The organism is Rhodopseudomonas infernalis, assembly GCF_022271405.1.
In the GTDB taxonomy this organism is placed as follows: Bacteria; Pseudomonadota; Alphaproteobacteria; order Rhizobiales; family Xanthobacteraceae; genus Rhodopseudomonas; species Rhodopseudomonas infernalis.
Genome location: NZ_JAJNAL010000004.1, coordinates 79,698 through 106,674 on the forward strand (window position 1 = coordinate 79,698; position 26,977 = coordinate 106,674).

General features: G+C 66.2%; 23 protein-coding genes. 10 read left to right on the forward strand and 13 right to left on the reverse strand.

Translation table 11 applies throughout. The features are described 5' to 3' along the window. Window positions 1-26: 26 nt before the first annotated feature. The 3 genes from LPW26_RS04755 to LPW26_RS04765 form a co-directional block, all read right to left on the reverse strand. Complete coding sequence (locus tag LPW26_RS04755) at window positions 27-812, reverse strand: ABC transporter ATP-binding protein (protein ID WP_238733133.1); 786 nt, start codon at window positions 810-812, stop codon at window positions 27-29. Next, entirely contained in the window at window positions 812-1,666 is an 855-nt protein-coding gene (locus LPW26_RS04760; RefSeq protein ID WP_238733134.1) for an ABC transporter permease, read from the reverse strand. The genes LPW26_RS04755 and LPW26_RS04760 overlap by 1 nt, the downstream gene beginning before the upstream one ends. Before the next feature lie 241 nt (window positions 1,667-1,907). After that, entirely contained in the window at window positions 1,908-2,891 is a 984-nt protein-coding gene (locus tag LPW26_RS04765; protein WP_238733135.1) for an aliphatic sulfonate ABC transporter substrate-binding protein, read from the reverse strand. Window positions 2,892-3,133: 242 nt separating this feature from the next. On the opposite strand from LPW26_RS04765, the gene LPW26_RS04770 reads away from it, so the two are divergent. Next, complete coding sequence (locus LPW26_RS04770; protein ID WP_238733136.1) at window positions 3,134-5,932, forward strand: [protein-PII] uridylyltransferase; 2,799 nt, start codon at window positions 3,134-3,136, stop codon at window positions 5,930-5,932. 7 nt (window positions 5,933-5,939) lie between these two features. Here the strand turns inward: LPW26_RS04770 and LPW26_RS04775 are convergent, their stop codons facing one another. Further along, window positions 5,940-7,556 carry a sensor histidine kinase gene (locus LPW26_RS04775; protein WP_238733137.1) on the reverse strand — a complete coding sequence of 539 codons (1,617 nt, stop codon included), beginning with the start codon at window positions 7,554-7,556 and terminating at the stop codon, window positions 5,940-5,942. Window positions 7,557-7,811: 255 nt separating this feature from the next. Between LPW26_RS04775 and LPW26_RS04780 the strand changes: the two genes are divergently transcribed. Then, on the forward strand, window positions 7,812-8,288 hold the full coding sequence (locus LPW26_RS04780) for a MarR family winged helix-turn-helix transcriptional regulator (protein WP_238733138.1): 477 nt from the start codon (window positions 7,812-7,814) through the stop codon (window positions 8,286-8,288). Then, on the forward strand, window positions 8,285-8,731 hold the full coding sequence (locus LPW26_RS04785; RefSeq protein ID WP_238733139.1) for a hypothetical protein: 447 nt from the start codon (window positions 8,285-8,287) through the stop codon (window positions 8,729-8,731). Before LPW26_RS04780 ends, LPW26_RS04785 begins: the two co-directional genes overlap by 4 nt. 18 nt (window positions 8,732-8,749) lie before the next feature. Here the strand turns inward: LPW26_RS04785 and LPW26_RS04790 are convergent, their stop codons facing one another. Next, window positions 8,750-11,476: an ATP-binding protein gene (locus LPW26_RS04790; protein WP_238733140.1), complete on the reverse strand. Its 2,727-nt coding sequence runs from the start codon at window positions 11,474-11,476 to the stop codon at window positions 8,750-8,752. A gap of 123 nt (window positions 11,477-11,599) precedes the next feature. Then, window positions 11,600-12,028 carry a DUF1330 domain-containing protein gene (locus LPW26_RS04795; RefSeq protein ID WP_238733141.1) on the reverse strand — a complete coding sequence of 143 codons (429 nt, stop codon included), beginning with the start codon at window positions 12,026-12,028 and terminating at the stop codon, window positions 11,600-11,602. 83 nt (window positions 12,029-12,111) lie between these two features. Here LPW26_RS04795 and LPW26_RS04800 point away from each other — a divergent pair, with 83 nt between their 5' ends. The 3 genes from LPW26_RS04800 (at window position 12,112) to LPW26_RS04810 (ending at window position 14,327) form a co-directional block, all read left to right on the forward strand. Next, a complete protein-coding gene (locus tag LPW26_RS04800; RefSeq protein ID WP_238733142.1) occupies window positions 12,112-12,474 on the forward strand; it encodes a DUF1304 domain-containing protein in 363 nt (120 codons plus the stop codon). A 154-nt stretch (window positions 12,475-12,628) separates the two neighbouring features. After that, window positions 12,629-13,849 (forward strand): ABC transporter substrate-binding protein, encoded by a 1,221-nt coding sequence (locus LPW26_RS04805; RefSeq protein ID WP_238733143.1) that lies wholly within the window; start codon window positions 12,629-12,631, stop codon window positions 13,847-13,849. Between the two features lie 271 nt (window positions 13,850-14,120). Further along, window positions 14,121-14,327, forward strand: coding sequence for a hypothetical protein (locus LPW26_RS04810; protein WP_238733144.1), 207 nt, complete (start codon window positions 14,121-14,123; stop codon window positions 14,325-14,327). Between the two features lie 68 nt (window positions 14,328-14,395). Here LPW26_RS04810 and LPW26_RS04815 read toward each other — a convergent pair whose 3' ends face one another. Beyond that, window positions 14,396-14,647, reverse strand: coding sequence for a hypothetical protein (locus LPW26_RS04815; protein ID WP_238733145.1), 252 nt, complete (start codon window positions 14,645-14,647; stop codon window positions 14,396-14,398). A gap of 187 nt (window positions 14,648-14,834) precedes the next feature. On the opposite strand from LPW26_RS04815, the gene LPW26_RS04820 reads away from it, so the two are divergent. Then, window positions 14,835-17,090 (forward strand): transglycosylase domain-containing protein, encoded by a 2,256-nt coding sequence (locus LPW26_RS04820; RefSeq protein WP_238733146.1) that lies wholly within the window; start codon window positions 14,835-14,837, stop codon window positions 17,088-17,090. Window positions 17,091-17,156: 66 nt separating this feature from the next. Here the strand turns inward: LPW26_RS04820 and LPW26_RS04825 are convergent, their stop codons facing one another. The 4 genes from LPW26_RS04825 to LPW26_RS04840 all read right to left on the reverse strand — a co-directional run bounded on the left by LPW26_RS04825 (window position 17,157) and on the right by LPW26_RS04840 (window position 21,542). Further along, entirely contained in the window at window positions 17,157-17,993 is an 837-nt protein-coding gene (locus LPW26_RS04825) for a M48 family metallopeptidase (protein WP_238733147.1), read from the reverse strand. Between the two features lie 254 nt (window positions 17,994-18,247). Beyond that, window positions 18,248-19,573 (reverse strand): polyhydroxyalkanoate depolymerase, encoded by a 1,326-nt coding sequence (locus LPW26_RS04830; protein ID WP_319942160.1) that lies wholly within the window; start codon window positions 19,571-19,573, stop codon window positions 18,248-18,250. Between the two features lie 117 nt (window positions 19,574-19,690). Then, window positions 19,691-20,521, reverse strand: coding sequence for an ABC transporter permease (locus LPW26_RS04835; protein ID WP_238733148.1), 831 nt, complete (start codon window positions 20,519-20,521; stop codon window positions 19,691-19,693). Window positions 20,522-20,753: 232 nt separating this feature from the next. Next, window positions 20,754-21,542, reverse strand: a complete 789-nt coding sequence (locus LPW26_RS04840) for an ABC transporter ATP-binding protein (RefSeq protein WP_238733149.1) — start codon at window positions 21,540-21,542, stop codon at window positions 20,754-20,756. A 101-nt stretch (window positions 21,543-21,643) separates the two neighbouring features. Here LPW26_RS04840 and LPW26_RS04845 point away from each other — a divergent pair, with 101 nt between their 5' ends. Both LPW26_RS04845 and LPW26_RS04850 read left to right on the forward strand, forming a co-directional pair. Then, window positions 21,644-22,969 (forward strand): ActS/PrrB/RegB family redox-sensitive histidine kinase, encoded by a 1,326-nt coding sequence (locus tag LPW26_RS04845; protein WP_238733150.1) that lies wholly within the window; start codon window positions 21,644-21,646, stop codon window positions 22,967-22,969. A 106-nt stretch (window positions 22,970-23,075) separates the two neighbouring features. Continuing rightward, window positions 23,076-23,630, forward strand: coding sequence for an ActR/PrrA/RegA family redox response regulator transcription factor (locus LPW26_RS04850; protein WP_119855162.1), 555 nt, complete (start codon window positions 23,076-23,078; stop codon window positions 23,628-23,630). Between the two features lie 159 nt (window positions 23,631-23,789). Here LPW26_RS04850 and LPW26_RS04855 read toward each other — a convergent pair whose 3' ends face one another. Beyond that, window positions 23,790-24,269 (reverse strand): MmcB family DNA repair protein, encoded by a 480-nt coding sequence (locus LPW26_RS04855; RefSeq protein WP_238733151.1) that lies wholly within the window; start codon window positions 24,267-24,269, stop codon window positions 23,790-23,792. Between the two features lie 123 nt (window positions 24,270-24,392). Between LPW26_RS04855 and LPW26_RS04860 the strand changes: the two genes are divergently transcribed. After that, entirely contained in the window at window positions 24,393-25,511 is a 1,119-nt protein-coding gene (locus LPW26_RS04860; protein WP_238733152.1) for a vWA domain-containing protein, read from the forward strand. A gap of 94 nt (window positions 25,512-25,605) precedes the next feature. On the opposite strand, the gene pcaF is transcribed toward LPW26_RS04860, so the two are convergent. Next, window positions 25,606-26,814: a 3-oxoadipyl-CoA thiolase gene (gene pcaF, locus LPW26_RS04865; protein ID WP_238733153.1), complete on the reverse strand. Its 1,209-nt coding sequence runs from the start codon at window positions 26,812-26,814 to the stop codon at window positions 25,606-25,608. Window positions 26,815-26,977: the final 163 nt, after the last annotated feature.

Consider the following 26,977-nt stretch of genomic DNA (forward strand, 5'->3'; position numbering starts at 1 on the left):
TATTTAGGAACAGAGCGGCGGCGCTGTCACCACCACATCGCGTCGCCGACGTTCACTTTCGCGGCGCGGTCCGGCGGGCCGCGATCGAGCGAGCGGTCGAGCGCGGTGTAGATGCGGTGCCGCAACGTTTCGAACTGCACCGCGTTGCGGTCGCGCGGCCGGGTGAGATCGACGGCGATTTCCTCGAATAATCGCCCCGGCCGCGGCTGCATCACCAGCACCCGGTCGGCCAGCACCACCGCCTCCTCGACGTCATGCGTCACCAGGATCAGCGTCGGCCTGGTATCGGCCCAGAGGTCGAGCAGATGATCCTGCAGATCGCGGCGGGTGAAGGCGTCGAGCGCCGAGAACGGCTCGTCGAGCAGCAGCACTTCGGGCTGCGGTACCAGCGCCCGCGCGATCGCGACGCGCTGCGCCTGTCCGCCAGAGAGTTCGCGCGGCCAGGCTTTGGCCTTGTCGGCGAGCCCGACCCGCGCCAGCGCCGCTGCGACGCGCTCGGCCCGCTGCGGCCGCGGCACGCCGTCGAGCCCGAAGCCGATATTGTCGGCGACGCTGAGCCAGGGCAGCAGCCGCGGCTCCTGGAAGATGATGCCGATCTTCGGATGCGGCGCGGTGATCGCCTCGCCGTCGAGCGTGATGCTGCCGGCGCTGGCACGGTCGAGCCCGGCGATCGCGCGCAGCAGCGTGGACTTGCCGCAGCCGGAGCCGCCGATGATCGCGATGATCTCGCCGAGCTGGATCTGCGCGGAGAACTGCGCCAGCGCGTGGACGCCGTTCGGATAGGTCTTGTCGACGCCGTCCAGCACCAGCATCAGGCGTCTCCCTCGCGCGGCCCGAACGAATCCTGCCAGCGCAGCAGCGGGGCGGTGGCGATCTCGATCAGCCAGTCGGTGGTCTTGCCGAGCAGCGCGAAGATCACGATCGCCGCCACGATCTGGGCCGGCTTGCCGAGCTGCTGGCCGTCGATCAGCAGGAAGCCGAGCCCTTCAGACGCGCCCATGAACTCGGCCGCGACCACGAACATCCATCCGAGCCCGAGCCCGACGCGCAGCGCCACGACATAGGCCGGCAGCACCGCCGGCAGCAGAATGCGCCGGATCATCGCATGCCCGGACAGCCGGAACGTCCGCCCGACCTCGACGATCTTGCGATCCACCGACCGGATCGCGCCCATCACGCCGAGATACACCGGGAAGAACACCCCGACGGCGATCAGCGCGACCTTCGAGGTTTCGAAAATGCCGAGCCACAGGATGAACAGCGGCACCCAGGCGATCGACGGAATCGCCCGCAGTGCCTGCACGGTCGGATCGAGCAGCTGCCGCGCCAGCCCCCAATAGCCCGAGACCGCGCCGAGCAGCGTGCCGGCCAGCACGCCGAGGCCAAATCCGGCGGCGACGCGGCTGACGGTGGCGACGATGTGCCGCGTGAGGTCGCCGCTATTGGCCAGCTCGCCGATGGTCGCGATGACTTTGGACGGCGGCGGCACCAGCCGTCCGTTCGACCAGCCGAGATGCACGGCCAGCTCCCAGCCGAGCGCGACCGTCAGCGGCAGCAGCAGACCGAGCACCGGCCCACGCCAGCGCGGCGCGCGGCGGGGCGCCGCGGCGGCCGGGCCGACCGCGTCAGAGCGCTCCGGCGCTTGGGATTCGAGAGTTATGGCCATAGTGAGAAGCGGTTCTCGATCGGGATTGCAAGGTAGGACCGCCCTCCCCTGGAGGGGGAGGGTCGGCACGCAGCCCCGCGCGAGCGGGGTGCGTGACGGGGTGGGGTGGCGAAGAGTTCATCCGCTGTGCCCGCGGCTCACCCCACCCCGCTCGCTAAGCGAGCGACCCTCCCCCTCAAGGGGAGGGTGGCTCCATGCTCGGGGTTGGTCCGAACCACCGCTGCCTAACGGCGGCACCGCCTTAGTTCGTCGGCAGCGGCACCTGGTCGTCGATCAGTTGGTCCAGCGTCGCCTTGACGTCGACCGTCCCGGCGATGACGCCGGCCTGCTGCAAGGCGAGGCCTGCGGCCAGGATCGAGTCGCGCTGCGGCGCGCCGATGCGGCTGTGGGTGAGCTCGGTGCGCTCCTTGAGCTGCTTGTCGACCACCGCTTCGGGCAGCTTGGTGACGCCGATGAAGGCCTTCTTCACCTCGTCATAGTTCGCCACCGAGTACTTGCGGGCGTCCTCATAGACCGCCAGCACGCGGCGCACGAGATCGGGGTGATCCTTCAGAAACTGCTCGCGGACATTGAGGATGCCCCAGGTGTTGGCCTCGGGCTTGCGGTAGAACAGTCTGGCGCCTTCTTCGACTTCGGCCTGCGCCATCATCGGGTCGAGCCCGGCCCAGGCGTCGACGTCGCCGCGGATCAATGCGGTCTTGCCGTCGGCGTGCTGCAGCAGAACCGGCGTGATGTCGCTCTGCTTCAGGCCGGCATCGAGCAGCGCGCGGACCAGGAAGATGTGCGGATCGGTGCCGCGCGTCACCGCGACGCGCTTGCCCTTGAGGTCGGCCACCGTCGCGATCTTGGAATCCTTGCCGGTGACCAGCGCGGTCCATTCCGGCCGCGAATAGACGTAGATCGACTTGATCGGATTGCCGTTGATCTTCGCCACCAGCGCCGCGGAGCCGGCGGTCGAGCCGAAATCGATCGAGCCGGCATTGAGGAATTCGAGCGCCTTGTTGGAGCCGGCCGACTGCACCCAGACGACGTTGATGCCGTCCTTGGCGAATTCCTTCTCGAGCAAGCCCTGCTGCTTGAGCACGATCGAGACCGGATTGTAGGTCGCCCAGTCGATCCGAATTTCCTTTGGCTTGTCGGCCGCGAGGCCGGTGCCCGACATCACGCCCGGCAGCAGCGCGGCGGCAATGAGCGCGGTCATGGCTCGCCGTGAGATGGTCGACATTCGGCTTCCCCCCTTCGGTCGAAATAATGTGCATCCGCGGCGGATTGTTCGCCGCTTGTTGATGCTCGCAAAACGTATATCTTTTCAGTTAGTTACTTCGCAGAATCAATGAGAAAGAGTTTCTTGCTTCGGCCCCGCCGCGGGAACGTCTTTGCCCGTAAGCGGTAAAATTCAGCATGGACTTGCTGCCTCGCCAACTTGTTCCGTGACAGCGAAGCTCTCGTCCGATATCCGGAGTCCTCATGGACAAAGCTGCGACAACTCCCCGGCCCGCCGCCGACGAACGGTTCGACACCCCGCGGATCACCGGCGAGATCGCCGCGCTGGCCGAGCAGCATATCGGCAACGGCCAGGCGTTCCGCACCGCGCTGGCGCAACTGATGAAGGCTGAACTCGGCAAGGCGCGCGCCGCGGCCGAGGCCCAGTTGCTGCGCGACCGCCACGGCCGGCGCTGTGCCGAACACCTCTGCTTCGTCCAGGACGAGATCATCCGCCTGCTGTTCATCGCGGCGACGCGGTATTTGTACAACTCGCCGACGCCGTCGAGCTCGGAGCGGATGTCGGTGGTGGCGACCGGCGGCTACGGTCGCGGCCTGATGGCGCCGGAGTCCGACATCGATCTGTTGTTCATCCTGCCCTACAAGCAGACCGCGTGGGGCGAACAGGTCGCCGAAGTGGTGCTGTATTCGCTGTGGGACATCGGTCTGAAGGTCGGCCACGCGACGCGCTCGGTGGACGAGTGCATCCGTCAGGCGCGCGCCGACATGACGATCCGCACCGCGATCCTCGAGACCCGCTTCCTCGCCGGCGACAAGGCTCTGTACAGCGAGCTGGTCGAGCGCTTCGACAAGGAAGTCGTCGAAGGCACGGCTGCCGAATTCGTCACCGCCAAGCTCGCCGAGCGCGAGGAGCGTCATCGCCGCTCCGGCCAGTCGCGCTATCTGGTCGAGCCCAACGTCAAGGACGGCAAGGGCGCGTTACGCGACCTGCACACGCTGTTCTGGATCGCCAAATATGTCTACCGCGTCCGAGAGACCAGCGAGCTGCTGGCGCGCGGCGTGTTCGATCAGGTCGAGTTCCGCACCTTCCGCCGCTGCGAGGATTTCCTGTGGTCGGTGCGCTGCAATCTGCATTTCCTGACGCGGCGACCCGAGGAGCGGCTGTCGTTCGATCTGCAGCGCGAGATCGGCGTGCGGCTCGGCTACACGTCGCATCCGGGGATGCAGGACGTCGAGCGCTTCATGAAGCACTACTTCCTGATCGCCAAGGAAGTCGGCAACCTCACCGCCATCCTGTGCGCCAAGCTGGAAGATCAGCAGGCCAAGCCGGCACCGGCACTGACCCGGATGATGGCCCGGCTCCGCCCCGGCACCACGAGCCGGCGCGTGCCGGAATCGGACGACTTCGTCATCGACAACAACCGCATCAATTGCGCGACGCCGGACGTGTTCAAGCACGATCCGGTCAACCTGATCCGGATCTTCCGGTTGGCGCAGAAGAACAACCTCGCGTTTCATCCGGACGCGATGCGCACGGTGACGCGGTCGCTGGCGCTGATCAATGCCCAGCTGCGCGACAATCCGGAAGCCAACAAGCTGCTGGTCGAGATCCTGACGTCGGACAATTCCGAGTCGGTGCTGCGGCGAATGAACGAGACCGGCGTGCTCGGCCGTTTCATCCGCGCCTTCGGCCGCATCGTCTCGATGATGCAGTTCAACATGTATCACAGCTACACGGTCGACGAGCATCTGCTGCGCTGCGTCGGCAACCTGCAGGAGATCGAGCGCGGCGGCAATGACGAGTTCGTGCTGTCGTCCGACCTGATCCGCAAGATCCGCCCCGACCATCGCGCGGTGCTGTACGTCGCGGTGCTGCTGCACGACATCGCCAAGGGCCAGCCGGAGGATCACTCCGTCGCCGGCGCGCGGATCGCACGGCGGCTGTGCCCGCGGCTCGGCTTCAATGCGGCCGACACCGAACTGATCGCCTGGCTGATCGACAAGCATCTGGTGATGTCGACCGTGGCGCAGTCGCGCGATCTGTCGGACCGCAAGACGATCGAGAATTTCGCCGCCGTGGTGGAGTCGGTCGAGCAGATGAAGCTGCTCACCATCCTCACCACTGCGGACATTCGCGGCGTCGGCCCCGGCGTCTGGAACGGCTGGAAGGCGCAGCTGATCCGCACCCTGTACTACGAGACCGAGCCGGTGCTGACCGGCGGCTTCTCCGAAGTCAACCGCGCCGAGCGCATCCGCAGCGCGCAGGCGGAATTCCGCGCCGCCTTCACCGAATGGCCCGAGGACGAGCTCAACGCCTATGTGGCGCGGCACTATCCGGCCTACTGGCTCAAGGTCGAGCTGCCGCGCAAGATCCGCCACGCCCGCTTCCTGCGCGCCTCCGAACAGGCCGGCCACAAGCTGGCGATCAATGTCGGCTTCGACGAGGCCCGCGGCGTCACCGAACTGACCATCCTGGCGGTCGACCATCCCTGGCTGCTGTCGGTGATCGCCGGCGCCTGCGCGTCGGCCGGTGCCAACATCGTCGACGCTCAGATCTACACCACCACCGACGGCCGCGCGCTCGACACCATCTCGATCAGCCGCGAATACGACCGCGACGAGGACGAGGGCCGCAGAGCCACGCGGATCGGCGAGATGATCGAGGAAGTCCTCGAAGGCAAGCTTCGGCTGCCGGAGGCCGTGGCGCGCCGCGCCACCAGCGGCAAGACCAAGCTGCGCGCCTTCGTGGTCGAGCCGGAAGTGTCGATCAACAACAACTGGTCGGACCGCTACACGGTGATCGAAGTCTCCGGGCTCGACCGCCCCGGCCTGCTGTATCAGCTGACCACCGCGATCTCGAAGCTCAACCTCAACATCGCCTCGGCGCACGTCGCCACCTTCGGCGAGCGCGCCCGCGACGTGTTCTACGTCACCGACCTGCTCGGCGCCCAGATCACCGCGCCGACCCGGCAGGCCGCGATCAAACGCGCGCTGGTCCACCTCCTCGCCAACGGCGACGCGGCGCAGAAACCGGCGGCGTGATGACGCTTCAGCTCTGTAGTTCGGCAAGGCCGGCGACGAAGTCGGCCTCGACGCCGGAGCGATGATAGGTCAGGCGCGCGCCACCGGTGCCCGCCAGCCCCATCTTCAGCAGCCGCGATCCGAAGCCCTGGCGGGTCGGCGGCGCGACATCGGGGCCACCGGTCTCGCGCCATCGCAGGCGAAACATCTCGCCGTCGCCATCCGGCTCGATCGCCCAGGCGATCTCGACCCGACCGGTGTCGTTGGACAGCGCGCCGTATTTGACTGCGTTGGTGGTGAGTTCGTGCAGCAGCAGCGATAGTGACAAGGTCGCGCGCGAGCCCAGCGTCACCCACTCGCCCACAATGTCGAACCGGCCGGCATCGTCGAAGCTGCAGGTCGCCGCCTCGACGATGGTGGCGACCTGCGCGGGCCGCCAGTCTTGTTGCAGCAGCACGTCGTGCGCCATGCTGAGCGCCATCAAGCGCGCTGAAAACGCCCGGACCGGGGTTTGATCGGGGACGTTCTTCAAGGTTTGCGACGCCACCGCCTGCACCAGCGCCATGGTGTTTTTCATGCGGTGGCTGAGCTCGTGATTGAGCAGGCGCTGTTGCGCTTCGGCGCGCAGCCGCGCCACGCCCATCTCGATGCGGTCGGCGATGTTGCGCAGATAGGTCAGCGTTTCCGACGCCCAGCTACGCGGCTCGCAGGCATGGACGATCAGCATCGCCACGGTGCGACCGTGATCGATCACCGGCACGTTGACCAGCGAGCGGATGTTCAGCCGCAGCAGCGGCTCGGGGCAGCTCGCCGTCGCCGGATCGGTCGTCACGTCGGTGATCACCAGCATTTCGCCGCGCAGCACGCCATCCAGCAGACGTTCGCCATATTCGGCGACGCGGTGCCGCCCGGCGACGGACTGGACCCCCTCGGCGGTCCAGTCCGGCTCGATGTCGACGAAGTCGGCGGTCTCGTCGAACCGGCCGAATGCAGCACGGCCGACCCCGAGGGTCTGGCCGATCACCGCCGTCGCCGCGCGGGTGATGTCGCCGATACTGGCGGCGTCGCGCAGCCGGTCGCCGATCTCCAGCAGGCCGTTGCGGCGGATCTCCGCCTCCTTCTGTTCGATCAGCAGACCGTCACGTTGCGCCACGGCGCGGCGCAATTCGAGTTGCGCCACCACCTGCCGGCCGAGAACGCGCAGCGCGCTCGCCTGCGCAGACGACAGTCCTTCCGGCCGCGGCCGGGTGTCGATCGCGCACAGGCTGCCGAGCACATCGCCATCGGCGGTGCGCAGCGGCGCGCCGGCATAGAACCGGATGAACGGCTCGCCGGTGACGAGCGGATTGAGTTTTGTGCGGTCATCGAGCGTGAGATCCGGCACCACAAGCAGGTCCGGCTCGATCAGGGCGTGCGCGCACACCGACCGGCTGAGATCGGTCTCACACTGCTCGAATCCCATCCGCGCCTTGAACCATTGCCGATCGTCCGTCACCAGGCTGACGAGCGCCACCGGCGTCTCGCAGATCAGCGTCGTCAGTTCGACGATGTCGTCGAAGCCCTGCTCGGGCGGCGTGTCGAGAACCGCGAACCGTGACAGGGCCGCGAGCCTGTCGCGATCGAAGGTGTAATCCGGCGGTTCCAACGGAACTCCAAGTGTCGTTTATTAGCAGCGTTTTACCCGATCCCCCGAGACCGACAAGAGCGATTCGCGCGCCCTCGATAAACGCCGGGCCAGGGGACGCCGATCCGGCGGGCGGCGCTGTGCGCTAAGTACGCAAACCGAGCAGGCGAACACAGTCCCGGCGTTTGGCCCGGCTCTCGCCTGCTGCGGCGCCTCTGCCAGTTCCGGCATTCCGACGCCATTGACAACATGCTGTCGATTTGACAGAATGCTGTCATGTCAAACGATATTGCCTCACCGTTCGATCACCCGACCAACGCGCTGGTGCTGGAGGTCTTCCGACTCAATGGTGCGTTGATCCGCACCGGCGACGCACTGATCAAACCGCTGGGCCTCACCAGCGCGCGCTGGCAGGTGCTGGGATCGATCGCACATGGCGGCGGGACATTCTCCGTCGCGAGGCTGGCGGACAATATGGGTCTCGCCCGACAGTCGGTTCAGCGCATCGTTGACGAACTCGCCGAGGCCGGTCTGGTCGACTTCGAACCCAACCCGGCGCACAAGCGCGCCAAGCTGGTGGTGATGACGCCGCGGGGCCAGCGTGCCTTCGCCCGCGCAACCGAACTGTGGCAGCCGCTGGCCGACGCGCTGGCAGGCGAACTCACGGCACGCGACCTTCGCAAGACCGCCGACAACCTCGCCGCCCTGCGCGCTCGGCTGGAAGATCACTCGCAACAAGGAAGCCAGCAATGATCAAGAAGATTCACCCGGTCGCGGGATTCATCGCCTTCTTCACCATCCTCGGCTTTTGGCTGACGACGATCGCATCGGAGGTCCAGGGCGACCCTGCCACGATCGCTGCAGTCAAGCTGGCGATCCTGCAAGGGCTGCTGCTGCTCGTGCCGTCGATCGCGCTCGCCGGCGCCACCGGCTTCAACCTCGGCGGCAAGTCGCCCAATCCCAACATCGTGCGCAAGCGCAAACGGATGCCGATCATCGCAATCAACGGCATCGTCGTGCTGGTGCCGTGCGCGGTCTTTCTGCATCAACGCGCGGCCGCCGGCCAGTTCGATCAGACCTTCGTCCTGGTGCAGGCGCTCGAGCTGACCGCAGGTGCAATCAACCTCGCGTTGCTCGGCCTCAACATCCGCGACGGCTTTCGTCTGACGCATCGCGGGACACCCGCGCACGTATGACCGCCGGCGCGCAAGCTTCTATCGTGGCGGAGGCACCGCGGGACCATCGACCGCGAGCCGTAACATCCTGGCGAGATCGCCGCGTCGATAGGGTTTCTCCAGCAGCAGCGCCCCTTCAACGCCAGTGTTCCATTGCTTGAGAACATTGTCGCCGTAGCCGGACGTAAACAGCACCTTGAGGTTCGGCCGGTACTTGCGCAGTTCATCGGCGAGCTGCGCGCCGTTGATCGGGCCACCCAGCATCACGTCGGTGAACAGCAGATCGAACTCGACCTCGTCGTACACCATAGCCATCGCGTGTGCGGCGCTGGCGGCCGCATGCGTGGTGTAACCGAGCGCCGCCAGATCGGTCATCACGTAGCTGCGCACCAGGACGTCGTCCTCGACCACCAGGATGGTTTCGCGGCCGCCCTGCGCGGTGGGCAGCGGCGCAGCCGTCTCGCTGCGTTGCGGAGAAGCCGACGGCAAATAGAGGCGGATTGCAGTGCCGGAACCTTCCCGACTGTGGATCTCGATATGGCCGCCGGACTGTTTGACGAAGCCGTACACCATGCTCAGCCCGAGCCCGGTGCCTTCGCCGACCGCCTTGGTGGTGAAGAACGGCTCAAACACGCGGTCGCGGATCAACGCCGGAATGCCGGTGCCGGTATCGGTGATCACCAGCACGACGTAGTGGCCCGGTGTCACCTCGTCGTGCTGCTCGGCATACACCTTGTCGAGATTGACGTTGGCGGTCTCCAGCAACAATCGACCGCCACCCGGCATGGCGTCGCGAGCGTTGATGGCGAGGTTGAGCAGCGCGCTGGATAGTTGCGAAGGATCGGCCAACGCCGGCCCGAGTGCGGGCGCAGGGCGAAAATCGATCTCGATGGTGCCGCTGAAGGTCGAGCGCAGCAGCCGCGCGGTTTCCTCCATCAACGCATTGACGTCGATGCTTCGTGGCTGCAGCGGCTGCTTGCGGGCAAACGACAGCAGGCCGTTGGTGAGATCGCTGGCACGCGACACGGCCTGATCGACCATCAGCGCCACGTCCTTGAGGGCCGGCCGATCGCCGACACCTTCGGCCAGCATCTCGACGCCGCCGGTCAGCACCGTGAGGATGTTGTTGAGATCGTGGGCAACGCCGCCGGTGAGCTGGCCGATCGCCTGCATCTTCTGGGCCTGACGCAACTGTCGCTCGGCCTCCTTCAGCGCGGTGATGTCGCGATACACGATGACGGCGCCGCCGAAGCTGCCGTCGGGGTTCTCGATCGGGCGCGCGCTGGCGACGAGCTGGATCAGCTCTGCCTCGTCGGTCCGGCGAATGCCAAGATCGACATTGTCGAAGCTCTCGCCGCGGCGGGCCCGCGACGACGGGCTCTCGCCATCGGGCATCGGCGTCACGCCATCGGCCTTGAGCCGCTTGTACTTGCGCTTCCACTGCTCCGAGTCGATCTCGGCCGCCTCGCCGAACAACGCGAGGCAGCGCGGATTGGCGAATACGCGTCGGCCGCCAGCGTCGATCACCGCGACAGCATCGGCCATGCTGGCGATGATCTTGTCGAGTTGTTCGGATTTGGTGCGTAGCGCCTTGGTGGTGCTGTCGATCTCGGACGTCATGTGCTCGAACGCCGCGGCGAGCCGCAGCGTCTCGCCGCTCAGCCCGCGCGGCACCGCGATCCGCCCGGTGCTGGCGAATTGCTCGACCGCGGCGGTCAGTTGCACCACCGGCTTGGCAAGAGAGCGCGACAGCAACACCGAGACCAGCACCGCGACCAGGCCGGCGACCAGCGCGACGATCAGGCTGGCGCTCTGCAACGCTTTGGCCGGCGCCATGATGGTGTCGAACGCGATCGTTTCGATGACGCCCGCGCGTATCCCGTTCGGCAAGCGGATCAGCCCGATCACCGCCGCGACGCGCTGCCCGTCCGGCCCCGTGAGAACCGCCGCCGCGCCGTTCTTGGCGCCCAGCGCCGCCGCCAAATCGGGGAAGTCGTCCTGCCAGCGTCCGGCTGCGCTGGTCGGCACCAGTCGGCCCTCGCGCAGATTGGCCAGATATGGCCCGTTGGCGTCGACGATGTAGGACCGCGTGTCTTCATTCAGCGCGGCGCGGATCCGCTCGAAGGTCGGACGCATGTCGATCTCGAGCACGATCAGGCCGAACGGTTCGTCCGCCGCGGTGCGGACCGGCGTCGCGAACATCACGACCGGACCCGCCAGCGGGCCATCCGCGGGGTCGCTGCGAGTCCAGGTCATATCGACCTCGCGCTCGGCCAGCGCGATGCCACGCTGAATGAACTCTTCGTCACCGAGCCGCTGCAGCTCGCTCTCCGGCACGATGCGCGGAGAGCGATCGGAGGTCTTGCGATCGACCCTGACCAACTCGTGCCCACCATCGGCGACGCTGATGAAGCGATAGCGCAGAATGCCAGGCTTCGCCATCATTTGACCGGCATAGATCGTGGCGAGGGTGCGCCGTGAGGCTGCCTCCGCGATGTCGTCCTGCGGATCTATGCCGCCGCTGCTCCGCGCGCGCTGGATCCGCTGATGGGACGGGAACGTCCGCGCCGCGAGAGCTTCGTTGCGCGCGGTGCCGAGCAGCGCGTAGATGCCGCCGATCCTCGCCTTGGTCTGATCGGCGAGCCGCTGGATGCCCGCCGGCACCATGGCGCGGCCGATACTGTAGTAGGAGAGCAGGCCGAGCGCCGCCACCGTGCTCAACACCAGCGCCGTCATCGCCAGCGTCAGGCGCACCGACAAGCGCATCGTCCGGTCTCCTGATGTCGGGAAGGCGGCAAACTATCCGAAGGCGGCGCAGCGCGCCACCGCGGCCAAGTTAGCCTGATGGACTAGCCGGATTGCGAACAAAACGTCGCTGCACCGCAACCGTCATTGCGGAATCTGGCCAAACCCCTCGCCGACTGGCAGCGGCTTGGTGCGGATCAGCCGGGAGTCTTCGACCGCCGCCTGGCGATGCTTCACCGCCTCGCGATACACCGGATCGCGGATCATCTCGACGAACGCCGCGACGCTCGGATATTCGGCGATGAACATGTGATCCCAGCGCTCGCTCTGCGGCCCGATCAGCATCAGTTCGAATGCGCCCTGCCACACCACCTTGCCGCCGAGCCGCGCAAACACCGGCAGCGAGTCGCGGCCGTAGGCGGCGTAAGCCTCGGCGCCGGTCGCCTCGCGCCCGTCCGGATAGGTCGCGCGCGGCTTCAGCCGCACCAGGTTGAGCATATGGATCGGGCCCGGCCGATCGCTCTCGCGGAATTGTGCGAACACTTCCTTGGTCGGGTCGATGTGCCCCGTCATGCGTCCTCCCTCTTGCTTTTGACTCGTCTGGTCCGTGTTACTATCACGCCGCAGATGCCGATGTCTGCCTCCGGAGATTTCTCGTGAACGCTGTTGCCGCCCTCCTCGTCGCGCTGGTCGCGGCGCTGCACGTGTTTTTTCTCGTCCTCGAGATGTTTCTCTGGACCAAGCCGCTCGGCATGAATGTGTTTCGCAACACCCCCGAGAAGGCCGCCGCCTCAGCAGTGCTGGCCGCCAATCAGGGGCTGTACAACGGGTTTCTGGCGGCGGGCCTGATCTGGTCGCTGATTCATCCGAACCCTGCCGTCGCGCTGCAGCTCGCGACGTTCTTTCTCGGCTGCGTCATCGTCGCGGGACTTTACGGCGCCTGGAGCGTGAGCCGGCGGATTCTCTATGTCCAGGCGGCGCCCGCGGCGCTGGCGCTGCTTCTGGTTTGGCTCGCGTAGCCGGGACCGCTGCTACATGGTGCGTTGCACAGCGCGGCATAATGAAACGAGTCGCATGACGGCATTGCAAGACTCCAGGTGCTGATCCACACTCCCTGATAACGGCGGCAGACAAAACGCCGCCGATCATAAGGCCATAGGGAGTAGACCAGCGATGAAGAGCCTGTATCAGGCCGCCGTAGCGGCTCTTGCGACCGTTGCGCTGAGCGCCGCGCCCGCCGCGGCGCAGAAGAAATACGATACCGGAGCCTCCGACACCGAAATCAAGATCGGCCAGACCGTGCCGTTCTCCGGCCCCGCCTCGGCCTACGCCGGCATCGGCAAGACCCAGGCCGCCTATATGCGGATGATCAACGAACAGGGCGGCGTCAACGGCCGCAAGATCAATCTGATCCAGTACGACGACGCCTACTCGCCACCCAAGGCCGTCGAGCAGGTCCGCAAGCTGGTCGAAAGCGACGAAGTGCTGCTGACTTTCCAGATCATCGGCACGCCGTCCAACGCCGCCGTGCAGAAATATCTCAATCAGAAGAAGGTGCCGCAGCTGCTCGCCTCGACCGGAGCAACACGCTTCACCGACCCGAAGAACTTTCCCTGGACGATGGGCTTCAACCCCAACTACCAGACCGAAGGCAGGATCTACGCGCGCTATATCCTGCAAAATCATCCCGACGCCAAGATCGGCATCCTGTTCCAGAACGACGATCTCGGCCGCGATTATGTCACGGGACTACGATCCGGACTGGGCGACAAGGCCGACAAGATGATCGTCGCCGAGTCGTCCTACGAACTCACCGACCCGACCGTCGACTCCCAGATCGTCAAGTTGAAGTCCGCCGGCGCCACGCTGCTGTACAATGCCTCGACGCCGCGCTTCGCCGCCCAGGCGATCAAGAAGATCGCCGACCTCGGTTGGAACCCGGTCCACATCCTCGACATCAATGCCAGCCCGGTGTCGGCGACGCTGAAGCCCGCCGGCCTCGACATCTCCAAGGGCATCATCAGCGTCAATTACGGCAAGGACCCTGCCGATCCGCAGTGGGCCAATGACGAGGGCGTGAAGAAGTACTTCGTCTTCATGGACAAGTACTATCCCGAGGGCGACAAGCTCAACACCGTCAACAGCTACGGCTATTCGACGGCCGAGCTGCTCGTCCACATCCTGAAGCAATGCGGCGACGACCTCACCCGCGACAACGTCATGAAGCAGGCCGCGAACATCAAGGGCTTCGTCGGCGGCCTGTCGCTGCCGGGCATGTCGGTCAATACTTCGCCGACCGATTTCCGCGTCAACAAGCAACTGCGGATGATGAAGTTCAACGGTGAGCGCTGGGAGCTGTTCGGCCCGATCATCGAAGACGACGCGGCGATGTAAATCCAGGGTGTCCCGGTGCGAGACCCGACACCTCGTACCGGGATGCATTCCGGCGATACCGCCTATCCTAGGTAATTGGCACAGGAACACCGATCTCACGGACAACTAATCAGTAACTGAATCACTGGCATTGCGGCGCATCCACCTCACCTAAGGTCACCGTCGTTCAAAACACGACAGACACGTCTGTCGAATCATCGTGGAATGACCCCGCGGCACACGCGAGTGCAGCGAGCGAGTCGGGAGCGCCGCGCGTCGCGGCGGAAGCACGATGAACACAGAAGCCAGCCGCTATTTCACCGTCGAACAACTCGAAGAGCTAGCCGTCGCCAAATACATCGAGGCCGCGCTGACGCCGGAAGGCGGCGAACGCGAGGAACTGCTGCTGGCAGCCAAGCGCTTCGCCAGCCGCGCCAAGATGAAGAGCTGGCTGATGGGCGAAATGGGCATCGCGCCGCCGCGCCGCGATTATCATTGATGCGGCCGCGCGCGCACCGCCGATAGACCTCGGGATGACGCGAAGACATCGGGGGCGTCGTTACAGGATCACTCCCAGGGGATCAGGCTGACCTCGCGCTGCAGCCGATCCATGGCGATCATCACCGCCGCGCCGGCGAATTCGCGGCTGGCGCCGCCGGGATCGACCGACGCGACCTTCCAGTTGGCGCGATTGTTGTCGTCGTCCGGCAGGCAGCCGCAGATGCGGATGGCTTCGACCTTGTCGCAGTGACGCTGCTGGCGGACGTCAATCAGCAACATCTGTTCGATCTCGTCGGCGGTTTTCAACACCCGGGTCATGGCTTGCTTTCGTCGATAGGCTGAGCAGGCCTGTAACGCAGGCGCATCCGGCCGCTGTTGAGGTGTCTCAAGCCAGATCCGACGCGAGCCGTCGCCGTGGTCATGGAACCCGGTTTTAACCATGGCTTTACCGGGCCTTAAACCCGCTCCGCTACGGTGCGCCGATCGGTCGGCACGGGCGTGGCGTATGGCGTTGGGCAAGAAAAAAGCCGGCGAACGGCGGGAGCCGACATTCGGCGGCTTCGCGGAATCACTCGGGGGGTTGCGGCTCGGGCCACAGGACAGGGTCAGCGTCGCCGACGACATGCCGAAAAAGCCTAAAGCGCCAGCCGCCAAATCGAGCGGCCGCGGCAAACCCAAACCCAAGCCGCGCCGCAAGGGCGGGTTCCGCCGCTTCGTCACCGGCACGGTGTACTGGACCGCCGTGGTCGGGATCTGGGGCGTGCTGGCCGTGGTCGGGGTTCTGATCTGGGTCGGCGCCCATTTGCCGCCGATCCAGTCGCTGGAGATCCCCAAGCGGCCGCCGACCATCACCATTGTGGGTCTCGACGGCACCCAGCTCGCGGTGCGCGGCGAGATGGCCGGCACCAATGTGTCGCTGAAGGATCTGCCGCCATATCTGCCGAAGGCCTTCATCGCCATCGAGGACCGGCGATTCTATCAACATTTCGGCGTCGATCCGATCGGCATCGCCCGCGCCGCGGTCGCCAACGTGCTGCATCGGGGCGTGTCGCAGGGCGGCTCGACGCTGACCCAGCAGCTCGCCAAGAACCTGTTCCTGACTCAGGACCGGACGATCACCCGCAAGCTGCAGGAGGTCGAGCTGGCGCTGTGGCTGGAGCGCAAGCACTCCAAGACCGAGATCCTCGAACTGTATCTCAACCGGGTCTATTTCGGATCCGGCGCCTACGGCATCGAGGCGGCGGCGCAGAAATACTTCGGCAAGTCGGCCAAGGAGGTCACGCTGGTCGAGGCCGCAATGCTGGCCGGCCTGGTCAAATCGCCGTCGCGGCTGGCGCCGAACCGCAATCCGGAAGGCGCCGAGAAGCGCGCCCAGATCGTGCTCGCCGCGATGGCCGACGCCGATTTCATCACCGACAAGCAATCGAAGACCGCGATCGCCAACCCGGTCTACACGGTCAAACCGACCGGTGCCGGAACCATCAACTACGTGGCCGACTGGATCATCGAGGTGCTCGACGATCTGATCGGCCAGATCGACCAGTCGGTGATCGTCGAGACCTCGATCGATCCGAAACTGCAGTCGGAGGCCGAAGCCGCGATCATCGACGAACTCGCCGCCAAGAGCGTCAAGTTCAAGGTGTCGCAGGGCGCGCTGGTGGCGATGACGCCGGACGGCGCGGTGCGCGCCATGATCGGCGGCCGCAACTACGCCGACAGCCAGTTCAACCGCGCGGTCACCGCCAAGCGCCAGCCCGGCTCGGCGTTCAAACCATTCGTCTACCTGACCGCCGTCGAATCCGGGCTGACCCCGGAGACGATCCGCCAGGACGCGCCGCTCGACCTCAAGGGTTGGAAGCCGGAGAACTACACCCACGAGTATTTCGGCTCGGTGACGCTGACCCAGGCGCTGGCGATGTCGCTCAACACGGTGGCGGTGCGGCTTGGGCTTGAGGTCGGGCCCAAGAACGTGGTGCGCACCGCGCACCGGCTCGGCATCGCCTCGAAGCTCGACGCCAACCCGTCGATCGCGCTCGGCACCTCGGAAGTCTCGGTACTGGAACTGGTCGGCGCCTATGCGACCTTCGCCAATGGCGGGCTGATGGCGGCACCGCACGTCATCAGCCGCATCCGCACCGCGCAGGGCAATAAAGTGGTGTATGCGCGCTCGACCGATGCGCCGACGCGCGTCGTCGACGCGCGCGCGGTCGGCATGATGAACACGATGATGCTGGAGACACTGCAGTCCGGAACGGCCAAGAAAGCCGACCTGCCGGGCTGGAGCGCCGCCGGCAAGACCGGCACCAGCCAGGATTTCCGCGACGCCTGGTTCATCGGCTACACCGGCACGCTGGTCACCGGCGTGTGGTTCGGCAACGACGACAACTCGTCGACCAAGAAGGCGACCGGCGGCGGGCTGCCGGTCGAGGTCTGGACCCGCTTCATGCGCGAAGCGCTGAAGGGCACCGCGCCGCAGCCGCTGCCCGGCGGCTGGAGCGGCGGCCCCTTGGTGGCGAGCGGCGCCGCCGCGCCCACCAGCTCCGGCATCGGCGGTGCGATCGGCGGCTTCCTGACCGGCGGCGCCGTGCCGCCAGGCGGCGGCAGCATCGCCCAGGCCGGCCCGCGCGGCGAAGCCCAGGTCACCAACATGCCGCCCCCACCAGGCGCAACCCGCATGCCGTCGCCGACGCGTGCGAATGTCCGGCCCGAAGCGGATGCGGGGCTCGATGGCTGGCTGATGGATCGGCTGTTCGGGCGGTGAGGCGTTTCGTCGTCTGAGGATTTACCAACAAGCCTTAGCCTGCGCGGCACCCGCGTCTAGCGCACCTCAGTCGCTGATGCCGTAGCGGTGCAGGTCGTTGCCGTGGGTGTCGAGCCAGGTCTTGGCGCGTTCCATCTGCGGGCAGACCTTGCCGACCACGCGCCAGAACCGCGCCGAGTGATTCATCTCGACCAGATGCGCGACCTCGTGGGCCGCGAGATAATCCAGCACGTAGGACGGCGCCAGGATCAGCCGCCACGAGAACGACAGCGACCCGGCCGAGGTGCATGAGCCCCAGCGGCTCGACTGATCGCGGATCGACAGCCGGGTGACCTTGACGCCGAGCTCCGGCGCGTAGCGATCGCAGGCCTTCTGCAGATCCTTACGCGCCTCGCGCTTGAGGAAATCGTGGACGCGGCGATCGATGTGCTCGGCTTCGCCGGCCACGCAGATGATCCGTTCGCCGGATTCGCGCACCTCGGTCCAGACCGTGCCGCGGCCGGTGCGATGCACGATCTTGTGGTCATGGCCGCGCAGCGGCACCAGCGTGCCGGGCTGGAACGGCGCCGCCTTCGGCAGGCGTCCGAGACGCGCCGCGATCCAGGCGCCGTGGCGCTGCGCGAACTCCTTGGCATCGGTCAGCGTGCCGCGCGGCGGCATCGTCAGGATGGCTTCGCGGTCACTCGGATGGATACGCAGCGTATAGCGTCGGGCGCGGCGATGACGCCGGATGCGAACTGCAAAGAACTGCGAGCCGTGACGGACGGCGATGGTCGACGGCTCAGTGGGCCGCCGATAGAGGAGTGCGCGGAAGGCCATTTCTAAAGATCCGGACAACGAAAGGTCGCCTGGAGTCTGCCATATCCGCCGCCAATGGAAGCGCTCGGCGCAAAAACAAATCATTTGCCCAATATACAGTGTCCGGGCGCATCTCGTCCGCTACAAGATGGGCCAGGGAACTCTGATTTCAGGCGAATTTAGATTCAAATTCGAGTCGTGAATCGTGACTCACAACTCACTCATTGAAAATTGGGTGAATCGAGATTCCCCCATCCGGACTCACAGCCTACTAATCACACTTCATTTTGAATTGGCTTCAGAAAACGAAGCCTGTGCGGCACCTATCCACAGATGATCAGCGAATGCGCCGCAGCTGATTACTCCGCGGCGCTCGCACGTGAGCCGTTAGCAGCCGACACCATGAAGTCCGAGATACGCGGCACGATCTCCGACCGGAACCGCGAACCGTTGAACACGCCGTAATGACCGACGCCTTTCTGCACGTAGTGCACGCGGCGATCGTCGGGGATCGAGCTACACAGCGTGTGGGTCGCTTCGGTCTGACCGAGGCCGGAGATGTCGTCCTTCTCGCCTTCGACCGTCATCAGCGCGACGCGGGTGATCTTCGAGGGCTCGACCAGCTTGCCACGATGCATCATCTCACCCTTCGGCAGAGAGTGCTTGACGAAGACCTCGTCGACGGTTTGCAGGTAGAACTCCGCAGTGAGATCCATCACCGCCAGATACTCGTCGTAGAACTCGCGATGCTTGTCGGCGAGATCGCCGTCGCCCTGAACCAGGTGATTGAACAGGTTCTTGTGCGCGTCGACGTGGCGGTCGAGGTTCATGCTGATGAAGCCGTTGAGCTGCAGAAAGCCCGGATAGACATCGCGCATGAAACCCGGATGCGGGAACGGCACCTTGGTGATGACGTGGCTACGGAACCAGTCGATGCCCTTCTCGGCCGCCAGATTGTTGACCGCGGTGGGATTGCGGCGGGTGTCGATCGGGCCGCCCATCAGCGTCATCGACAGCGGCACGAACGGGTCCTGATTGGCCTCCATCACCGACACCGCGCTCAGCACCGGCACCGATGGCTGGCACACCGCGACGACGTGGACGTTGCCGCCCAGCGTCTGCAGCATCTCGATGACGTAATCCACATAGTCGTCGAGATCGAACCGGCCGGCCGCGGCCGGCACCATCCGGGCGTCCGACCAGTCGGTGATATAGACCTCGTGGGTCGGCAGGAACGCCTCGACGGTGCCGCGCAGCAGCGTCGCGTAGTGGCCCGACATCGGCGCCACGATCAGCACCCGCGGATGCGGATGGCGCAGCGGGTGCTCCAGCTTGCGTTCGAAATACAGCAGCCGGCAGAACGGCTTTTCCCAGACGCTGTGGATCTCGATCGGCACGCGCATGCCGTTGACTTCGGTGGTGTCGAGGCCCCATTCGGGCTTGCCGTAGCGGCGCGTGGTGCGCTCGAACACTTCGCAGGCCGCCGCGATCTGCTTGCCGACATCCGTGTGGCTCCACGGATTCAGCGGGTTCTTCAGCGCGAGCTTGGTGGCGTCCGACATCGCCCGCGCCGGATTCAGCGAGGCGTGCGCGAGTTCGTAGAACCAGTACATCGGCGTGGTCATCGCCGGACTGACTTCCGCCGGCATCTCCGGCGGGCGGCCAAATTCACCAATCACTGGCATAGTATCTGTCCCTCGAGCTCTTTCGCGCCGCAGCATAGTGGCCGCTGGGCCGGGGGGCGTCAATCGGTAGATCGAAATATGAGCACAGAGCCGGGACGAAAGCTGTCCGGAAACAGCCTATTCACCGCTCTGAATTAACGATCCGTGGCGACGTGCACCATTCAGCATCACCAGGAAGCTCACGAAGGAGGCAGCAAACAGCACCAAGTTGAGCCCGAGTGACCACAGCATCAGGTCGGCCCGGAAGTGGTGCTCCATCAGCAGCGCCCGCATCCCCTCGAACACGTAGGTCGGCGGCAGCGCCCAGGCGATCAGTTGCAGCCAGTGTGGCAGCACCGACACCGGATAGTACACGCAGGCCAGCGGCATGATGCCGAACATCAGCGACCAGACGATACTCTCGGCGCCGAGCCCGTTGCGCAGCACCAGGCCGGACACGAAGATGCCGAGCGCCCAGCTGGTGAAGATCAGGTTGCAGAAGAACGCAATCAGCGGCAGGCCGAAGCCGAGCAAATTGAAGTCGAAGAAGATCATCGCCAGCAGCGTCATCGGCACGATGCCGATCGCCAGCCGGATCAGGCTCATGATCATCAGCGAGATCAGAAACTCGATCGGCTTCAGCGGACTCATCATCAGGTTGCCGAGATTGCGCGCCCACATCTCTTCGAGGAACGAGATCGAGAACCCGAGCTGGCCGCGGAACAGGATGTCCCACAGGATCACCGCGCCGATCAGCGTGCCGCCGGCGCGCGCGAAGAACCCGGCATTCTCAGCGATGTAGCTTTGCAGAAAACCCCAGGTGATGATCTGCAGCGCCGGCCAATACACCAGCTCCAGCAGCCGCGGCCACGACGACAGCAGCAAGTACCAATAGCGCATCACCATCGCGGCGATGCGATGCCAGGCGAGGCCCTGACCGAGTTCGAGGCTGCTGATCAGTGATTTCATAGCACGGCACCTGTGCGCTTCGTCTCCGGCTTCTCGCACTGCCTATCAGCTTCTCGTCCCCGCGAAGGCGGGGACCCATACGCCGCAGCATCGCGGTTGAGGCACTGGGGCAGACGCCTTGCTTCACTTGAAAAGCCAGGGGCTATGGGTCCCCGCCTGCGCAGGGACGACTCGTTGGGGATGCCGCGGCTGAACCCGCCGGCGCGGCGACGACGCGTCGAGAGCATCTGGCTCATAGCGTCTCGCCTTGCTCGCGGTCGCGGCCGCGGGCGACGTCGAGGAACACCTCTTCGAGCGTGGCGCGGTTGTAGCGCGCCATGATGGCGGCCGGGCTGTCGTCGTCCTCGATCCGGCCGCGCTTCATGATCACCACGCGGTCGCACAACCGCTCCACTTCGAGCATGTTGTGCGAGGCGAGCAGGATCGAGGCGCCGTGCGCCTTGCGATAGGTTTCGAGATGGCCGCGGATCCAGTCGGCGGTGTCGGGATCGAGCGAGGCGGTCGGCTCGTCGAGCAGCAGCAGCTCGGGCCGGTTGATCAGCGCCTTGGCCAGCGCGACCCGGGTCTTCTGCCCAGCCGACAGCTTGCCGCTGGCGCGGTCGAGAAACTCGGTCAGATCAAGGTCGGACGCTAGTTCGGCGATCCGGCCGCGCAGGTCGGGCACATTGTAGAGCCGGCCGAACACGCTGAGATTCTGCCGAACCGTCAGCCGCGACGGCATGTCGACATAGGGGCTCTCGAAATTGATCCGGCCGAGCACCGCGGCCCGCTGCTCCGGCATGGCGTGGCCGAGCACGCGGATGCGGCCCTCGGTGGGCAGCACCAGACCCATGATCATGGCGATCGTGGTTGTCTTGCCGGCACCGTTGCCGCCGAGCAGGCCGGTGATGCTGCCGCGCGGCACCCGGAACGAGATGCCGTCGACCGCGCGCGTCGCCTTGTAGATCTTGACCAGGCCGGCGACTTCGATCGCAGCAGCGTCGGCCGGCGCAGGCGGCCGGGAGGGAAGATCGAGCGTCATGCAGGCCTTTTGACCATTCCTGCGCCCTCGTGCAAGCCACAGGCGCGCCGCGACGACGGCGCGAATTGTGAACGCCCGGCGCGGCGAGTAGTGTCCGGCGCATGTCCGACGATCTGATCTCCCCCGATTTCCGCCATCCCCGCCGCCACGTCCGGCTCGACACCATCCTGCGGCTGCGCTGGCTCGCGGCGCTGGGCCAGTTGTCGGCGATCTTCATCGTCGCCCAGGGCCTCGAATTCGATTTCGCGGTGCTGCCCTGCCTCGCCATCATCGGCGCGTCCGCCCTGGTCAACCTGGCGCTGCAGATCGCCTTCAATCCGATGCAGCGGATGGAACCGATCTATGCGGCGCTGCTGCTGGCGCTGAACATCGCCGAGCTCGCCGGCCTTCTATACTTCACCGGCGGCCTGCAGAACCCGTTCGCGTTCCTGTTTCTCGGCCCGGTGCTGATCGCCGCCACCGCACTGCCGACCCGGATGACGATCGCGCTCGGCATCTTCGCGGCGGGTTGTGCGGCGCTGCTCGGCTACACCCACCAGCCGCTGCCCTGGGCCGGCGACGAAGCCGTGCAATTGCCGGAAATCTACCTGATCGGCGTCTGGCTCTCGATCCTGCTCGCGATCGGCGTCACCAGCGTCTACACCTTCCAGGTCACCGAAGAGGCGCGCAAGCTCGCCGACGCGCTGTCGGCGACCGAGCTGGTGCTGGAGCGCGAGCAGCATCTGACCCAGATCGACGGCCTCGCCGCCGCCGCCGCCCACGAGCTCGGCACCCCGCTGTCGACCATCTTCCTGATCTCGCGCGAGCTGGAAAAATCCGCCCCGCCCGAGATGGTGAGCGACCTGCGCACGCTGCGCGAGCAGGCGCAGCGCTGCCGCGAGATCCTCGCCAAGATCTCGCATCTCAACGCCGCGGGCGCGCCGTTCGACAAGATGCCGCTGTCGACGCTGATCGAGGAAGCGGTCGAGCCGCACCGAGATTTCGGTGTCACCATCAAGGTTCGGGTCGCGGTCTCGGGCGTCAGCGAGCCGGTGGTGATGCGCAACCCGGCCATCCTGTACGGCATCGGCAACATCCTGGAAAACGCCGTGGATTTCGCCCGCGAGACGGTCGAGGTGAACGCCTGGTGGAACGCCGAGACCGTCCAGATCATGATCTCGGACGACGGCCCGGGCATCAAACCGGACCTGTTGAAGCGGATCGGCGAGCCGTATCTGTCGCGCCGCCGCCATCCTGACGACGACGGCCCGTCCGACCGCGCCGGGCTCGGGCTGGGCGTGTTCATCGCCCGCACGCTGCTGGAGCGCACCGGCGCCAAGGTGTCGTTCCGCAACAAGCTGTTCCCGGATCATGGCGCGGTGGTGCAGTTGACCTGGCCGCGCAGCCGCTTCGACAACGTGGAAAGCGCCGCAATCGCCGAGGCTTGAACGGGGGCGCGCGATCCGGTCGCAGGGCGGCCGGCGGGCCGGGGTCTTGGCATTGTCGCACCCCGTCGCCATATCTTCACGATCGACGCTTAGGAGATCCCGCGCCGTGAACGCCATTCCCGAACTGAACGACCACACCGACCGCTCGCTGCTGATCGTCGAGGACGACAAGCCGTTCCTCGAGCGGCTGTCGCGCGCGATGGAAACCCGCGGCTTCGCCGTCACGTCCTGCGACAGCGTCTCCAGCGGTCTGGCACAGATCGGCAAGCAGGCGCCGGCGTTCGCGGTGGTCGACCTGCGGCTCGGCGACGGCAACGGCCTCGACGTGGTGTCGGCGCTGAAGAAGGAGCGTCCGGACGCCCGGGCCATCGTGCTGACCGGCTACGGCAACATCGCCACCGCCGTCACCGCGGTGAAGATGGGCGCCGTCGATTATCTGTCGAAGCCGGCCGACGCCGACGACGTCGTCGCGGCGCTGCTGGCAAGCGGCGATGAGAAGTCGGAACTGCCGAACAATCCGATGTCGGCGGACCGCGTGCGCTGGGAACACATCCAGCGCATCTACGAGATGTGCAACCGCAACGTCTCCGAAACCGCCCGCCGCCTCAACATGCACCGCCGCACGTTGCAGCGCATCCTCGCCAAGCGCGCCCCGCGCTGAGACAGCGCACCTCTCCCGCTTGCGGGAGAGGTCGACACGCGTAGCGCGGCGGGTGAGGGCACTCCGCTCCGCGAATCGCTGACTCACTGCCTGGGGCGCCCTCACCCCAGCCCTCTCCCGCAAGCGGGAGAGGGAGCGCGCTGCGGCGCCGGGCAATGCCTACCCTTCCCCAAATCCCTGCGGGTCGCTCAGCCGGTTGAGCCGCCCTGCGGCCGCGAGTGCGAATCGCAGCATCATCAGCTTGCGGGTCGGGGCCGGGAGTTTGTGCTCGGGGGCTTCGCAATGCAGGTGCGCGCCGTAGCCGTCGGCAACGATCAGGCCGGTGTCGCCGGGAAAGATGTCGCACGGCAGATCCTGGGTGAAGGCGAAGAACAGCCGGTCGCAATGCGCCCGATAGTCCGGCCATTTCTGATCGGCACGCAGATCCGCCAGCGACGATTTGATCTCGACGATCCAGATCTCGCCGCGCTCGTTGAGCGCCACCAGATCGGCGCGCCGTCCCGACGGCAGCGAGAGTTCGCTGACGCACGCGAAGCCGAGCGAGCGCAGCAGCCGCGTGGTGCCGCGCGCGATCTGCAGCGCTGTTTCCGATTGCCGCAGATCGGGCGGCACCAGCATGTGAACGGCATTCGTTTTCATCGCGACGAAGTCTAGCCGATTCCGATGCCGGCTCCCAAGCGGAGCGTGCCGGAACCGCGCCGTCGCCGCGCGCCGCGCAGCGATGCGTCGAAGCATGGCTGCGGGGGCAGTTGGAGACGATCGATGAAACGCATCACCCTGTTCCGCGCGCTTACACTCGCGGCGCTCGCAGCGCCGCTGGCGCTGCCGTCCGTTGCGCACGCCAAGCCGGCGGTGGAAGTCGCCTTCGTGCTCGACACCACCGGCTCGATGAGCGGGCTGCTGGAAGGCGCCAAGCGCAAGATCTGGTCGATCGCCACCGCGATCGTCGACAGCAATCCCGACGCCGACATCCGCATGGGGCTGGTGTCGTATCGGGATATCGGCGACGACTACGTCACACGCAGCGTCGACCTCACCGCCGATATTCAGGATCTCTACGCCCGCCTGCTCGAGCTGCAGGCGCGCGGCGGCGGCGACTGGCCGGAGAGCGTCAACGAGGCGCTCGACGTCGCCGTCAATAAGCTGAAATGGACCAGCGGCACCGACACCCGCCGCATCGTCTTCCTGGTCGGCGACGCGCCGCCCCACATGGACTACGCACAGGACACCAAGTACCCGACCACGCTCGCGGTGGCGCGGCAGAAGGACATCATCGTCAACGCCGTGCAGGCCGGCAGCGCAGAGGACACCGCGCGGGTGTGGCACGACATCGCCGAAGGCGGCCGCGGCCGCTACATCCCGATCCCGCAGGACGGCGGCCAGGTGGTGATCATCGAGACGCCGTATGACGAGGACATCATCATCCTGCAAAAGGAGATCAACGGCACCGTGATCCCCTATGGCCCGGCGCCACTGCAGAAGCGCACCGAAAACAAGATGCGGCAATTGTCCGAAGTCGCCGCCGCGGCGCCGGCCGCCGCCTCCGACATGGCGAGCTACCTCAACAAGCGCGCGCCGGCTTCGTCCGAAGCCGTCACCGGCGGCGGCGATCTCGTCGGCGACGTCGCGGCGGGACGGCAGAAGCTCGATCAGGTCAAGGACGCGGACCTTCCGGACGCCTTCCGCGCGCTACCCGCAGAACAACGCGCCGCCCGGCTCGAACAGCAGATCGGCAAGCGCCAGGCCCTGAACGCCAAACTCGCCACGCTGGTGAAACAGCGCGACGCGTACCTGCGCAACCATCGCGACAAACAGCCCAAGCAGGCGTCGTCGTTCGACCGCGAAGTCGAAGCGACCTTGAAGACGCAGTTGAAGCGGTAAACGTCTTGCCCTCTCCGCTCGCCAAGTAGGCGGCGGACGCAGCCCACAACGGCTCCCTCGCCCGTAACAGCGGGGCGAGGGAGCCGGTCTATGCTTAGTTCACCTTCTCGATCGCCATGGCGACGCCCTGGCCGACGCCGACGCACATGGTGGCGAGCGCGAGCTTGCCGCCGCGGGCTTCCATGCCGTGGACGGCGGTGAGCGCCAGACGGGCGCCGCTCATGCCGAGCGGGTGGCCGAGCGCGATGGCGCCGCCGTGCGGGTTGACGAAGTCGGCGTCGTCCGCAACGCCGAGCTGGCGCATGCAGGCGATGCCCTGGCTGGCGAAGGCTTCGTTGAGTTCGATCAGGTCGAAATCGCTGATCTTGAGGCCGAGCCGTTCCATCAGCTTTCGGGTCGCCGGCACCGGGCCGATGCCCATGATGCGCGGCGGCACCGCGGCCGACGCGAGGCCGAGAATTTTTCCGCGCGGCGTCAGGCCGTACTTCTTCACGGCAGCTTCGGAGGCGATCAGCAGCGCGGCGGCGCCGTCATTGACGCCCGAGGCGTTGCCGGCCGTCACGGTGCCGGGATTGCGCACGATCGGCTTCAGCTTGGCGAGGGCTTCCAGCGTCGTCTCCGGGCGCGGATGCTCGTCCTTGTCGACGACGATCGGACCGGCCTTGCCGCCCGGCACCGTCACCGGCGCGATCTCCTGCGCGAAATAACCGGCTGCGATCGCCGCGCCGGCGCGCTGCTGGGAGCGGATTGCGAAAGCGTCCTGGTCGGCGCGCGAGATCTGGAATTCCTCGGCGACGTTTTCGCCGGTCTCCGGCATCGAGTCGACGCCGTATTGCTGCTTCATCAGCGGGTTGATGAAGCGCCAGCCGATCGTGGTGTCGAAGATCTCGGCCGAGCGCGAGAACGCCTCGGTCGCCTTGCCCTGCACGAACGGCGCACGGGTCATGGATTCGACGCCGCCGGCGATGGCGAGATCGATCTCGCCGCCGCGGATCGCGCGGCCGGCGGCGCCGACCGCGTCGAGCCCGGAGGCGCACAGCCGGTTGAGGGTCTGGCCCGGAACGGAGTCGGGCAGGCCCGCGAGCAGCGCGGCCATGCGGGCGACGTTGCGGTTGTCCTCGCCGGCCTGATTGGCGCAGCCGAAGAACACCTCGTCGACGGCGCTCCAGTCCATGTCGGGATGCTTGGCCATCAACGCCCGGATCGGAACCGCCGCGAGGTCGTCGGCCCGGACCTTGGCGAGCGAGCCGCCGAACCGGCCGATCGGAGTGCGCACTGCGTCGCAGATGAAAACGTCGGCCATCGAAAAACTCCCTTGTGACGGCGATCCGGGCTGAGGCCGGAATTGAGCCCGGTTTTTAGGAAGCAAGCCCCGGGCGGTCAATGCACACGCAACGCACAACCACGTGCGGAAACCGTGCATGGCTGTGGTGATGCGGTGGAGCCGGCCGGGTGAAATTTGCTAG